This is a genomic window from Marinicauda salina, assembly GCF_003122085.1.
Classification (GTDB): domain Bacteria; phylum Pseudomonadota; class Alphaproteobacteria; order Caulobacterales; family Maricaulaceae; genus Maricicauda_A; species Maricicauda_A salina.
Genome location: NZ_QEXV01000005.1, coordinates 39,630 through 51,603 on the forward strand (window position 1 = coordinate 39,630; position 11,974 = coordinate 51,603).

Annotated in this window: 13 protein-coding genes; 4 read left to right on the forward strand and 9 right to left on the reverse strand. The window is 70.5% G+C overall.

What is annotated here, in order from left to right:
• Nucleotides 1-24: 24 nt before the first annotated feature.
• Nucleotides 25-912 (reverse strand): formate/nitrite transporter family protein, encoded by an 888-nt coding sequence (locus DDZ18_RS10875; protein WP_109253428.1) that lies wholly within the window; start codon nt 910-912, stop codon nt 25-27.
• A gap of 100 nt (nt 913-1,012) precedes the next feature.
• Here DDZ18_RS10875 and DDZ18_RS10880 point away from each other — a divergent pair, with 100 nt between their 5' ends.
• Both DDZ18_RS10880 and DDZ18_RS10885 read left to right on the forward strand, forming a co-directional pair.
• Nucleotides 1,013-1,894 (forward strand): enoyl-CoA hydratase-related protein, encoded by an 882-nt coding sequence (locus DDZ18_RS10880; RefSeq protein ID WP_109253429.1) that lies wholly within the window; start codon nt 1,013-1,015, stop codon nt 1,892-1,894.
• Nucleotides 1,895-2,131: 237 nt separating this feature from the next.
• Complete coding sequence (locus DDZ18_RS10885) at nt 2,132-3,379, forward strand: multidrug effflux MFS transporter (protein ID WP_233245810.1); 1,248 nt, start codon at nt 2,132-2,134, stop codon at nt 3,377-3,379.
• Between the two features lie 6 nt (nt 3,380-3,385).
• Here the strand turns inward: DDZ18_RS10885 and DDZ18_RS10890 are convergent, their stop codons facing one another.
• Entirely contained in the window at nt 3,386-4,279 is an 894-nt protein-coding gene (locus DDZ18_RS10890; protein ID WP_109253431.1) for a 23S rRNA (adenine(2030)-N(6))-methyltransferase RlmJ, read from the reverse strand.
• 44 nt (nt 4,280-4,323) lie between these two features.
• On the reverse strand, nt 4,324-4,542 hold the full coding sequence (locus DDZ18_RS10895; protein ID WP_109253432.1) for a hypothetical protein: 219 nt from the start codon (nt 4,540-4,542) through the stop codon (nt 4,324-4,326).
• A gap of 247 nt (nt 4,543-4,789) precedes the next feature.
• Here DDZ18_RS10895 and DDZ18_RS10900 point away from each other — a divergent pair, with 247 nt between their 5' ends.
• The gene (locus DDZ18_RS10900; RefSeq protein WP_109253433.1) at nt 4,790-6,307 is read left to right on the forward strand and encodes a S10 family peptidase; all 1,518 of its coding nucleotides are present in this window, start codon (nt 4,790-4,792) and stop codon (nt 6,305-6,307) included.
• 429 nt (nt 6,308-6,736) lie between these two features.
• Complete coding sequence (locus tag DDZ18_RS10905) at nt 6,737-7,579, forward strand: class I SAM-dependent methyltransferase (protein ID WP_109253434.1); 843 nt, start codon at nt 6,737-6,739, stop codon at nt 7,577-7,579.
• Between the two features lie 212 nt (nt 7,580-7,791).
• On the opposite strand, the gene DDZ18_RS10910 is transcribed toward DDZ18_RS10905, so the two are convergent.
• From DDZ18_RS10910 to DDZ18_RS10935, 6 genes are all read right to left on the reverse strand, one after another.
• Nucleotides 7,792-8,448, reverse strand: coding sequence for a hypothetical protein (locus tag DDZ18_RS10910; protein WP_109253435.1), 657 nt, complete (start codon nt 8,446-8,448; stop codon nt 7,792-7,794).
• Nucleotides 8,449-8,474: 26 nt separating this feature from the next.
• Nucleotides 8,475-9,005, reverse strand: coding sequence for an adenine phosphoribosyltransferase (locus DDZ18_RS10915; protein ID WP_109253436.1), 531 nt, complete (start codon nt 9,003-9,005; stop codon nt 8,475-8,477).
• A 75-nt stretch (nt 9,006-9,080) separates the two neighbouring features.
• Nucleotides 9,081-9,377 (reverse strand): hypothetical protein, encoded by a 297-nt coding sequence (locus DDZ18_RS10920; protein ID WP_109253437.1) that lies wholly within the window; start codon nt 9,375-9,377, stop codon nt 9,081-9,083.
• 195 nt (nt 9,378-9,572) lie between these two features.
• Complete coding sequence (locus tag DDZ18_RS10925; protein WP_109253438.1) at nt 9,573-9,917, reverse strand: UrcA family protein; 345 nt, start codon at nt 9,915-9,917, stop codon at nt 9,573-9,575.
• 391 nt (nt 9,918-10,308) lie between these two features.
• Nucleotides 10,309-11,001, reverse strand: a complete 693-nt coding sequence (locus DDZ18_RS10930; protein WP_109253439.1) for a trypsin-like serine peptidase — start codon at nt 10,999-11,001, stop codon at nt 10,309-10,311.
• 4 nt (nt 11,002-11,005) lie between these two features.
• Entirely contained in the window at nt 11,006-11,887 is an 882-nt protein-coding gene (locus tag DDZ18_RS10935; protein ID WP_109253440.1) for an S-methyl-5'-thioadenosine phosphorylase, read from the reverse strand.
• Nucleotides 11,888-11,974: the final 87 nt, after the last annotated feature.

Below are 11,974 nucleotides of genomic sequence, written 5' to 3' on the forward strand. Positions count from 1 at the left end.
CCAGCGGACGTGACGCCCGCCCCCTCAGAACATCCGTTCGCGGACGCCGGCGCGGACCTCGTCGCGGATCTGGGCGTAGGCGAGCATGGCGAACAGCGCCGCCCCCCCGATCATGTTGCCGACGAAGGCGGGCAGGATGAATCCGAGAAGCGCCTTCACCGCGCCGATCTCGCCGCCGACGAGCAGGAGGAAGGCCTCGGCGGCGCCCACGATGGCGTGGGTGAACTCGCCGAGCACCAGGACATAGATGATCGCGGTGACGACGAAGAACTCCGCGCCCTTGGCGCTGGGCAGCATCCACACCATCGCCGCGATCAGGAAGCCCGCCGGCACGGCGCGCGCGAGCACCTCGCCCCAGCCGGGCTCCAGCGCGTGGCGCGACACCGCCAGCAGGCCGGCGAGGTCCGTCTCGGTCAGCACGGGAACGTAGCGCAGCACGATCGCGGCGATCAGAGCCCCGGCGAGATTGGCCGAGAACACCACCGCGTAGAGCCGGCCGACGCTGACGAGATTCTCGGTCGTGGGATTGGCCGCCAGCGGCAGCACCGCGGCGATCGTGTTCTCGGTGAACAGCTGCAGCCGGCCGAACACCACGATCAGGAAGCCGATCACGTAACCCAGCGGCATCAGCAGCTCGCGCGCCGGCCCCGGCGGCAGCGCGGCGTGGATCATGCCCGCCGTCGCCGCGCTCATCGCCAGCGCCAGGCCGGCGGCGACGCCCGACCACCACAGCGAGCTCGCCGGGCGCTGCAGCTCCTCGGCGCCTTCGCGGCGGACGATCTCGAAGATGGCGAGCGCGCCCAGGCGCACGCGCTGGGTGACGCGCTTTTCGGCCTTCTCGCCCTCGACGGTGCTCGCCTTGGCGACGGCCTCCTCGCGCTGTTTCGGGGTCGGCTGCTTGTTGTCGGACATTGAGCCTCGCGGCGCGGCGGTGCACGGTTGCGGAAACCGAGATTACGCGCAATGCGCGGGCTTCGGCCAGCGCCGCGTCGCCTTCAGGAGCCCGCCGGTTATGAGCGATTTCGCCACCATCGACTACGCCGTCGAGGACAGTATCGCGATCCTCACGCTCGACCGTCCGGACGCGATGAACGCCTTCACGCCGAAAATGGGCGAGGAGGTCGCCGCGGCCTTCGACATGAGCGACGCCGATCCCGAGGTGCGCGCGGTGATCGTGACCGGCGCGGGGAAGGCCTTCTGCGCCGGCGCGGACCTGTCGACGGGCGCGGAGACGTTCAACGCGGTGGCGCGGGCCGCCGAGACCGGCGAGTTCGACGAGACCGACCCGCGCTGGCGCGACACCGGCGGGGTGATGAATCTGCGCATCTGGGCGAGCGAGAAGCCGGTGATCGCCGCGATCAACGGCGCGGCGGTCGGCATCGGCGCGACCATGATCCTGCCCATGGACGCGCGCATCGCCGCGGCGGGCGCGAAAATGGCCTATCCCTTCACGAAGCGCGGCATCGCCTGGGACGGCTGCGCGAGCTGGTTCCTGCCGCGCATCGTCGGGATCGAGACCGCGCTCGACTGGGCGCTGTCGGGGCGGACCTTCCGCGCCGAGGAGGGCCTCGAGAAGGGCCTCGTTTCGACCGTCGTCCCCGCCGGAGAGGTGCTCGAGGCGGCGAAGGCGAAGGCGCGCGAATTCACCGAGGCGACCGCGCCGGTTTCGGTGGCGATGATGCGGCGCATGGCCTGGCGGATGCTCACCGCGAGCCACCCCATGGACGCCCATCGCCAGGAGACCCGCGCCATCCTGCATCGCGGCATGAGCGCCGACGCGGCCGAGGGCGTGATGAGCTTCCTGGAAAAGCGCGCGCCCGCATTTCCCGGCCGCGTCCCGAACGACTACCCGCCCGGCTGGCCCTATGACGACGAGCCCGGATATGAGGGGTGAGGGGCGAGGACGCGGTCGCTCTTTGAGGGCCCTCATCCTGAGGGCCCCGATCCCCGTCCTTCGAGACGGCCGCTTCGCGGCCTCCTCAGGATGAGGGGATCGGGGCGTCTCGAAGGACGAGGGCCGGCCTCACCGGGGATGCCGAAACGAAAGTCGACGCCCCCACCCCGCCCTATCCAAACGCGCGCCCAGCCAATACCGTTGGCCATCGCCGATTCGTCGAGCGGGGGCGTACGCGTGCGGCTTTCATCGCCCGATCCGAAACGGCCGTCGCTTTCGACGGCGGAGCTCGTCGCCATGGTCGGCGGGCTGATGATGCTCAACGCCTTCTCCATCGACATCATGCTGCCCGCCCTGCCCGACATCGCGCAGGATTTCGACCAGCCCGGCAACGCGCGCCAGCTGGTGATCACCGCCTACGTGTTCGGGTTCGGAATCGCCCAGCTCGTCTTCGGCCCGGTCGCCGACGCCATCGGGCGCAGGCGCACGCTCATGCTCTCGCTGGCGGGCTACGCCGCCGCGACCGGGCTGTGCATCGCCGCGCCGGGCTTCGAGTGGCTGCTGGCCGCCCGCGCCCTGCAGGGCGCCGTCGTCGCGGCCAGCCGCGTGGTGGCGATGGCGGTGATCCGCGACCTCGTCTCCGGCCGGCGCATGGCCGAGATCATGAGCTTCGCCATGACGGTGTTCATGGCCGCGCCGATCTTCGCGCCCACGATCGGCCAGGGCATCCTGTTCGTCGGCGGCTGGCAGTACATCTTCGCCTTCCTGCTGGTCGCCTCGGGCGGGCTGTTCGCGTGGATGCAGATCCGCCTGCCCGAGACGCTGCCCGAGGACGCGCGCATCCCGTTCAATGTCCGCGCGGCGACGCGCAATTACGTGCTCGCCGCCAGGAGCCGCGTCACGGTCGGCTACATGGCCGCCGGCGGGCTCATCTTCGGCTCGCTGTTCGCCTTCCTGGCCTCTTCCGAGCAGGTGATCGGCGGGCTCTACGGGCTCGAGGCCTGGTTCGGGCCGCTGTTCGCAGGCGTCGCGATCGGGCTCGCCCTGGCCAACATCGTCAACGCCCGCCTCGTCGGCCGGCTCGGCATGCGGCGGCTGTCGCACACCGCGCTCGTCCTCTTCATCGCGATCAACTCGGTCCACGCCCTGCTGTCGTTCTCCGGACCGCTGCCCTTCTGGGCCTATTACGCGCTCACCTGCGCGGCGATGATGCTGTTCGCGATGATCGGGGCGAACTTCTCCGCGCTCGTGATGGAGCCCGCCGGCGAGCGCGCGGGCACGACCGCGGCGCTGTACGGCGCGACGACCTCGCTGGTGGGCTCGGTGCTGGGCTCGGCGATCGGACAGACCTATGACGGCTCGGTCACGCCGCTGGTGGCCGGCATGGCGCTGCTGGGCGCGATCGCGCTGATGATCGTCGTCATCACCGAGCGCGGCCGGCTCTACGCCCTGCCCGGCGTCCATGAGGAAGAGCCCGCCGAATAGGGGGCTCTAGAATTCCTCCGTCGTCAGACTTTCCTCGGTGAACGCCCCGTCGAGGCGCCAGCCCGCGCCCTCGCCCTGCGCGAGCGTTTCGGCGAGCCAGGGCAGCGCGGCGAGCAGGTCGGCCTCGAGCGTGAAGGGCGGATTGATCACCACCACGCCCGCCCCGGCGAGCCCGTCGCCGACGTCGAGATCGCGGACCCACAGATCGGCGCGCAATATCTTCTCCGGGGCGAAGCCCTGCTCGGCGATCAGCCATTCGGCGAGCCCGACGTCGAAGCGCTCGGCGGCCCAGATATCGGTGAGCGGGCGCCAGAAAACGTACGTTCCCGTCGGCCATTTCGGGATCGCGGCGGCGGCGGCTTCGGCCATCCAGGCCATCTCGTCGGGATCGGCGAAGCCCGGATCGACGAGGACCAGGCCGCGCTTCTCCTTCGGCGGGACCAGCGCGGCGATCGCCTTGAAGCCGTCGCGCGTCTCGACCTTGACCCGGCGGTCCTTCGCATACCGGGCGTCGAGCGCGGCGGCCGCGTCTTCATCGGTTTCGCACAGATGCAGCCGATCGGTATCGCGCATGAGATGCGCGGCGATCGCCGGCGAGCCGGGATAGATCGCGAGACCGCCGTCCGGATCGGCCGCGCGCACCGCGTCCAGCCAGGCCGCCAGCACACGCTCCACATCCTCCGGTCGCTCGGCGTCGAGGACACGTCTGACCCCGTCGACCCATTCCGGCCGCGGCGGGGCGGCCGCCGGGGCGAGCTCGTAGACCCCGCGCCCGGCGTGCGTGTCGATCACCGCACACGGCTTGTCCTTCTTCCTCAGGTGCTGAAGGCACTGGGCGAGGACGACATGCTTGAGCACGTCGGCGAAGTTTCCCGCATGGTCGGCGTGGCGATAGGTCATGGCCCGCGATTTACCGCCTCGGCGCCGGCGCGGCCAGAGCCGGCTCAGCGATCCGCATCCGGGGCGCCGCGGGCGAGCCCTCCGTGCGGCTCGACCGGCGGGCGCTCGCTCACCTCGAAGCGCGCGCGCTGCATGTGGCGGACGAGATCGCCAGCGGCCGCCCGACAGGCGTCGAGCGATTTCAATTCCTTGCGCCAGGGCGACCGCCACAGCGCGTAGGCCAGCGCCTCGCGCAGCGCGCGTTCCGTGTCCGCTTCCGTCATGGAACGTATGATGAACACAGGCGCGCGGCCGACGCCAGCGTCACGGCGCCGCAGCCGGGCGAATCTTGCAGCAGTTTAATGCGCGCGGGCTTCAGCCCCCGGGCGGGGCGGCGTAAGGTGCCGCGCGACAGAGCCGGGGGAGGCTGACGGCGACTCCGACCAGACGACGCGACTCACCGCGCCGATCCGTTTCGGCCGGCCCGCCGCGCCCCGGCGACAGCGAATGCACCGCAAGGAGACAGTACGCATGCTCAGATCGATCGCCGCCGCCTTCGCCGCGGCCATGCTGGCCGGCGCGCCGCTCGCCGCGCAGGAGGACGCCGGAAACGGCGCCGAGGAGACGCGCGAGCCGCGCGAATGGACCAATCGCGGCCAGGTCGAGACCCGCGAGGGCCGCATCCGCTACACGGTCCGCGCCGGCGAGACCTTCCTGCGCGACGAGGACGGCAACCCGACGGCCTCGATCTTCACCACGACCTACACGCGCGACGGCGTCGACGACCCCGCCGAGCGTCCGGTCGCCTTCGTGTTCAACGGCGGGCCGGGCTCGGCCTCGCTGTGGCTGCACATGGGCGTCGTCGGCCCGCGCCGGCTGGTCCTGCCCTCCGAGCCGCCGGGCGACGACGGCGCGGCGCCGTTCGACGTGCGCGACAATCCCGAGAGCCTGATCGGGATCGCCGACCTGGTCTTCATCGATCCCGTCGGCACCGGCTGGAGCCGGGCGCTGGGCGAGACCGATCCGGCCGAGGAATTCTGGGGCGTCGACGAGGACGCCGAGTCCATCGCCGAATTCATCCGCATCTGGCTCACCGAGAACCGCCGCTGGGCCTCCCCGAAATACCTGATCGGCGAGAGCTACGGCACGACGCGCATCGGCGCGCTGATGCGCCAGCTCGAAGCGGGCTGGAACGATGTCGCGATCAACGGCGTCGTGCTGGTCTCGGTCGTGCTCGACTTCAAGCTCGACCACACCGCGCCGGGCAATGACGTGGGCTATGTCGGCCTGATGCCGAGCTACGCCGCGACGGCCTGGTATCACGAGAAGGTCGATCGCTCGGCCTGGGGCGGCGACTACGACGCCTTCCTGGAGGACGCGCGCGACTTCGCCACCGACGAGTACATGCCCGCCCTGCTGCGCGGCCAGGACATCGATCCCGATCGCCGCGACGCGGTGATCGCGCGGCTGGCCGAGTTCACCGGCCTGTCGGAGACCTATATCCGCCGCGCCAACATGCGCGTGAGCCTGTCGAACTTCCGCACCGAACTGCTGCGCGACGAGGGCCTCTCGGTCGGCCGCTTCGACGGCCGCTTCACCGGGGTCGAGCCCGACGCGGTCTCCGACAGCCCCGAGGGCGATCCCTCCGGCTACGGCATCGACGGCGGCTACACCGCGGCCATGCTCGACCACTTCACCCGCGAGATCGGCGTCGACATCACCGAGCCCTACACCACGCTCGGCGGCGTGCGCGAGTGGAACTGGGACGCCGGCCCGGCCGGCGGCGACAACTCCTACGTCAACGTCTCGATCTGGCTCGAGCGCGCGATGCGCCAGAACGCCGAGCTGCGCGTGCTGGCGACCAACGGCATCTACGACATGGCGACGCCCTTCTTCGCCACGGAGATGACGTTCAACCGGCCCGGCTACGACCCCGACCGGGTGAATCTCACCTACTACCCGGCCGGCCACATGATGTACTTGCACCAGCCCTCGATCGAGCAGCTGGCCCAGGACATCCGCGACTTCGTCGCCGAGGGCGAGCGCTAGGCGCGCCGGCGCATCCGTCCGTCATTCCCGAAGCCGAAGGCTGTCGGGAACCCAGAGAGCGCAGGACGCCGTTCAGTCCTCTCTGGGTTCCCGCCTTCGCGGGAATGACGAAGGAAGGCGGATCGAGCCTGGCTCCAATCCCTCTCCCCCTGAAAGGGGGAGAGGTCAGGTGAGGGGGTCGTCGGCGATGCCCCGCCCCATGGCTGAAAACCGCGCCTCCTCCCCTCATCTTACTTCTCCCCTCAGGGAGGGGAGAAGGGACGTCGGGGTCGAGCATCATCCCGAACAGTCGAGCCTGGCTCCAATTCCTCTCCCCCTTGAAGGGGGAGAGGTCAGGTGAGGGGGTCGTCAGCGCTTAAGCGCGCGCCGATTTCCCTTTTCGACCGCCCCGGCGCATAGTCCGCGCGCCGCCGGAAGGGAGACGCGCGGATGACCCGCATCGCCGATTTCATGGCCGGGCGCTCGACCGCCGAGGTCTACGAGGCCCGTCTCGCCCCGGGCGTGTTCGCGCCGTGGGCCGAGCGTCTCACTACCGAAGCGCCAGAGGGCGCGGCCTGTCTCGACATCGCCTGCGGCACCGGCGTGGTGGCCCGCGCGATCGCCCGCCGCGATCCGTCCGGCGCGGAGATCGCGGGAACCGACGTCGCCGAACCGATGATCGCCGAGGCGACGCGGCTGGCCGCCGCCGAAGGGCTCGCCGACCGCATCGCCTACCACGCCGCGCCGGCCGACGCCCTGCCCTATGACGACGACGCCTTCGACGCGGCCTTCATCCAGCAGGGCCTGCAATTCTTCCCCGACAAGCCGGCCGCGCTGGCCGAGGCGCGCCGGGTGCTCAAGCCCGGCGGACGGCTCGTCGCCGCGGTCTGGACGGCCGTCGACGGCGCGCCGGTCTATGCCGCCTGGGAGGCCGCCGTCGCCGACCGGCTCGGCGCGGACCTGACGCCGCTCAAGCCGTTCTCTCTGGGCGACGCCGATGCGCTGCGAACGCTCGTCGAGGATGCGGGCTTCGCGGTGCGATCGCTGGAGCGGGAAAGCCTCATGACGCGCCTGCCGGATCTCGAGACCCTGCCGCTGTTCGACATCCGCTTTCTCGCCCGGCCGGACGCCGACGGAACGCTGACGCCGATCGTCGATCCCGACGATCCCGCCAGCGACGCCGTGGTCGCCGGGCTGATCGAGGCGTTCGCGGCCCGCCTCGGCGATCATCTCCGGGCCGACGGGACGCTCGTCGCGCCGATGGCGGCGCACGTGGTGACGGCGGAGGCGTGAAGCCGACGGTTCGGCGATCGCGGCGCGCCCTCCCCTCATCTTACTTCTCCCCTCAAGGAGGGGAGAAGGGACGTCAGGGTCGCGATTTATTCTTCAACGTCGACGCCGGACGCAAATGCCCAAAGCTTCCACCCCGCATCGCCATAGCGCCCCCTCTCCCCCTTTCGAGGGGGAGAGGGTCGGGGTGAGGGGGTGAGCGGCGCCCCCCGCCCCTACTTCGCCTGTCGCGTCCGGTCGACGCCCCAGGCCGCGAGCGTGAGGATCAGGAACACCGCCGTCGTCGACAGCCCGACCATGACGCGGCCGCCCTCGGGCGGGTTGGTCAGGTGAAAGCCCTCGAACAGGCCGAGCAGCGCGACCAGCCCCCATGGCGTCCAGCGCCCGAGCGGCGTCTTCGGCCGGGTCGCGGCGAGATAGAGCGCGAAGCCCGCCAGCAGCACGACGACCTCGAGCCCGAGCGCGGCGGGATAGTTGTTCCACAGCCCGAAGCCGACCTTCGGCCCGCCCGGCCAGAGCGGCAGGTCCGGGACGTGGACGATCAGGTCCAGAAGCCAGTGCGAGAACGAGGCGAGCCCCATAACGACCGCCCCGGCGATCCGGTCGGCGCGGGCGAAGACCGCGTAGACCGCCCCGATCGCGACCGCCCAGGCCAGCGCGGCGAGGAGCGAGTGGGTCCAGGGCATGTGATAGAGGTCGAACGGGCTCATCGCGGTGAAGCCCGGCTCGACGCGCACGCGCTCGATCCCGAGCGCGACGAATATTCCCCAGGCGACGTCGACGATCTGCACCGACAGGAACAGCGCCCAGAGCGGCACGGTTTTCACGAAGCGCGGCCCGGCGAAGGCGGGCCCGTAATGGCCGATGAACATGGGGCTGTCCCTCCTCTCGCGCCGGTTCAGTCTCCCTCGAACGCGACGAGGCTCGCAACCTTGACCCCGAGCGCCTCGATCCGCTTCGCCCCGCCGAGATCGGGCAGGTCGACGACGAAGGAGCAACCGACGACGTCGGCGCCGGCCCGGCGCAGGAGCTGGATCGCGGCCTCGGCGGTGCCGCCGGTGGCGACGAGATCGTCGACGACGAGGACCTTCTCGCCGGGCGTCACCGCGTCGGCGTGGATCTCGACGGCGTCGGTCCCGTATTCGAGCTCGTAGGATTGGGAGAGCGTTTCGGCGGGCAGCTTGCCGGTCTTCCTGACCGGCAGGAATCCGACCGAGAGCTGGTGGGCGACGGCCCCGCCGAGGATGAAGCCGCGGGCTTCAATGCCGGCGACCTTGTCGATCTTGGACCCGGCGTGGGGAAACACCATGGCGTCGACGGCGGCCCGGAACGCGGAGGCGTCGCCGAGCAGGGTCGTGACGTCGCGGAACATGATCCCGGGCTTGGGATAGTCCGGGATGGTCCGGATGGCGTCCCTGATATGATTCATGAGCAAACGACTCCCCGCGCTGAAATCGCGCGGAGAGTCCAGAGGCCCGGACGCGGCGTCAAGCCGCGCAGCGCGTCAGGCCGCGCTGTCGCCCCCGCCGCCGGCGAAGTCCACGACCGTGTCGGTCGGGTGCGGGTCGATGCCGCCGAGCTGGGTCTTGTCCTCGTCGGCCCAGACGGCGACGACGACAGCGCGCGCGGCGTCGTTCTCGTCCTCGGTCTCCTCGAAGATGATCAGCCCGTTGGCGTCGAGATAAAAGGTATGATCGCCGAACGCCTCGGTGAGCTGGCCAACGGCCGGCTCGTCGGACGGGATCGGATCGGCGCCCAGCTGCGCCTTGACCGTGGCGGCCTGGTCTTCAGACAGTTTCATGGCAGTCCTTCGGATTCGTGACGGTCGGCGGCGCGCCGCCGGAAAGGATGGAGCCGACCGCTCTGCGGCTTGAGACGACGCTTGCCTCGAAGGCCTAGCAGCCGTGCGCGGCGCGCGCAAAGCCTTCGCTGCGAAAGAGAGGGCGCCTCCGGTCTCCCGGAGACGCCCCGTCCGTGCGAAATCGCCTCGCAGCGGTCAGCCGCCCGGGCGCGTCGAGACGTTGTAGCGGCGCGCCTCGCCGCCGCGCTCGCGGGCGTGAACCGCGTCGAGCTCGGGATGGCCCACGCGCGCGACCACGGTCGAGACGACATCCTCCACGCAGGCGGCCTCCGCGGCGAAGCGATCGCAATAGCGCCGCGCCTCCTGCGTCAGGCGGCGATAGACGACGCGCGCGTCGGCGCGGCTGTCGAGATTCTCGCGCGCCACCGAGAAGGTGAAGTCGGAGGCGGCGTGCGGGCTCTGGGCTCCGGCGGCGGCGCCGGCGGACAGCGCCAGCGCGGCGCCGGCGAAACTCGCGCCGAGAAGCGTCCTGATGGTCATGGTTTCGTCTCCCTTCGCCGTCGTTCTGATCACGACGGTCTGATGTTGGGATCGAACCGCTCGCCTTCGGACGCAGGCCGGGTCTCCTGCGGAGGGGTTCAGGCGGCGTCGATCCGGTTGTTGCGTTTATGACACCGGACTGTCATGAAACTGTAATCGATCCGGATGCGGAGAAAAAGCCGCAGGGTGGAAATTTCACAAACCCGCCGCAAGCAATTGTTTTCATTAAATTGATGGGCGAAATGCGCCGCGCTTCAGGACCTCGGACGGTATCGTATACATGCATTTCCCGCGCGTCGAACGGGCCCCGACCTGCGGATATCGGCTACGCGATGCGACGCCTTTTTCACAGAATGTGGATAAATCTGATTAAGGACAAGAAATCATAGACTTAGCCGCTGAGCGTGGCGATCGCGCCGAGGATCTCCGCATCGAGCACGCGGACGCGCCCGGCCGCGCGCCGGCCGCTCCTGAGATCGATGACGCTGCCGAGATGGACGCCGACCAGGTAGGGTCGCCCGCCCATCTGGGCGATGACCGGCGCGCCGGAATACCCCGGCAGCGACGGACAGGTGTGCGCCCGGATGCGCTCGCGCGGCGCGTAACCGCCGGAATCCTCCGCCAGCCGGCAGCCCGGCTGCCGGCGTTCATCGAGCACGACGCGCACGGGAATGGCGCGCACCTCCGGGCCGAGCCGGGCCGGAGTGAAGCGCGGCGTATCGTCGTCGAACCGTCCCTCGGCGACGAGGACGGCCCAGTCCGCGGCGTCCGACCGCCCGCTTCCGGCGTGCACGCGCGAGAGCCGCAGCCGTTCTCCGCCGGCGGTCAGCACGCAGTGACGCGCCGCCGCGCGCGGATCGCCGCCCAGCCCGTGGGCCGCCGTCAGCGCGACCTCGTCGCGCCCGCCGCGCTCGAGCAGGGCGACGGTCATCACGTGGCGCACCGTCTCGTCGGGAAATTGGCAGACGACGCGCACGCCCGAGCCGGCCAGGGCGAGGCGCCCGGGAATCTGGACCTCGGAGGCTGCAGCCGCCATCGAGACGAACGCGGCTGCAAGGCCCGCGATCGTCAGGCCGCGCATCATGGGCTCAGCTTATAACGCGCCCCGCGACCGCGTCGAGTTTCGCCAGGAGCTCGGGCTCGCGATGCTCCGGCGGGGTGATGATCGCCGTATCAAGCACGGTCTCGATCCCGTCCGGGCTCGGCGTGCGCGGCGTCGCGGCCATCGTCGCGGCGAGATTGCGCACCAGCGCCGCGGCGTTCGCGGCGTTGTCCTTCAGCACGGCGAGCACGTCGGTGACGCTCACCTCCGCGCCCTCGAACTTCCAGCAGTCCCAGTCGGTGACCATGCCGACGCTGGCGTAGGGCAGCTCGGCTTCGCGGGCGAGCTTGGCCTCGGGCATGTTGGTCATGCCGATGAGATCCATCCCCCAGGACCGGTAGAGATGGCTCTCGGCGACGGTGGAGAATTGCGGCCCCTCCATCACCAGATAGGTCCCGCCCTCGTGGACCTTCTTCGGCCCGGCCGCCCGCGCAGCGCCGGCGGCCATCGCCGACAGCCGCGCGCAGACCGGCCGCGCCATCGAGACGTGGGCGACGCAGCCCTCGCCGAAGAAGCTCTTCTCGCGCGCGAAGGTGCGGTCGACATACTGGTCGACGACGACGAACGTCCCCGGCGGCAGCGACTCCCTGAGCGAGCCGCAGGCCGACAGCGACAGCACGTCGGTCACGCCGGCGCGCTTGAGCGCATCGATATTGGCCCGGTAGTTGATCGCGCCGGGCGGGATGCGGTGGCCCTCGTCGTGGCGGGGCAGGAAGACCACGTCGACGCCCTCGAGGCGCGCCTTCACCAGCGGCCCCGACGGCTCGCCCCAGGGCGTGTGCACGCGCTCCTTGCTCAGGACCTCCAGCCCGTCCAGCTGGTAGAGCCCCGAGCCGCCGATGATCCCGAGCACCCAGCGATCGCTCATCGCGTCCTCTCCCTTTCGCCGGCGGGCGGCGGTCGCGAAAAGGGCCGCCCGATCGCCCGGGCGGCCCCCTGTCTTTCCGGTGCGGCC

What these genes read in the sequence shown, in the direction of transcription:
- DDZ18_RS10875 (WP_109253428.1), bottom strand. Translation starts at nt 912, where the DNA reads ATGTCCGACAACAAGCAGCCGACCCCGAAACAGCGCGAGGAGGCCGTC.
- DDZ18_RS10880 (WP_109253429.1), top strand. Translation starts at nt 1,013, where the DNA reads ATGAGCGATTTCGCCACCATCGACTACGCCGTCGAGGACAGTATCGCG.
- DDZ18_RS10890 (WP_109253431.1), bottom strand. Translation starts at nt 4,279, where the DNA reads ATGACCTATCGCCACGCCGACCATGCGGGAAACTTCGCCGACGTGCTC.
- DDZ18_RS10895 (WP_109253432.1), bottom strand. Translation starts at nt 4,542, where the DNA reads ATGACGGAAGCGGACACGGAACGCGCGCTGCGCGAGGCGCTGGCCTAC.
- DDZ18_RS10900 (WP_109253433.1), top strand. Translation starts at nt 4,790, where the DNA reads ATGCTCAGATCGATCGCCGCCGCCTTCGCCGCGGCCATGCTGGCCGGC.
- DDZ18_RS10905 (WP_109253434.1), top strand. Translation starts at nt 6,737, where the DNA reads ATGACCCGCATCGCCGATTTCATGGCCGGGCGCTCGACCGCCGAGGTC.
- DDZ18_RS10910 (WP_109253435.1), bottom strand. Translation starts at nt 8,448, where the DNA reads ATGTTCATCGGCCATTACGGGCCCGCCTTCGCCGGGCCGCGCTTCGTG.
- DDZ18_RS10915 (WP_109253436.1), bottom strand. Translation starts at nt 9,005, where the DNA reads ATGAATCATATCAGGGACGCCATCCGGACCATCCCGGACTATCCCAAG.
- DDZ18_RS10920 (WP_109253437.1), bottom strand. Translation starts at nt 9,377, where the DNA reads ATGAAACTGTCTGAAGACCAGGCCGCCACGGTCAAGGCGCAGCTGGGC.
- DDZ18_RS10925 (WP_109253438.1), bottom strand. Translation starts at nt 9,917, where the DNA reads ATGACCATCAGGACGCTTCTCGGCGCGAGTTTCGCCGGCGCCGCGCTG.
- DDZ18_RS10930 (WP_109253439.1), bottom strand. Translation starts at nt 11,001, where the DNA reads ATGATGCGCGGCCTGACGATCGCGGGCCTTGCAGCCGCGTTCGTCTCG.
- DDZ18_RS10935 (WP_109253440.1), bottom strand. Translation starts at nt 11,887, where the DNA reads ATGAGCGATCGCTGGGTGCTCGGGATCATCGGCGGCTCGGGGCTCTAC.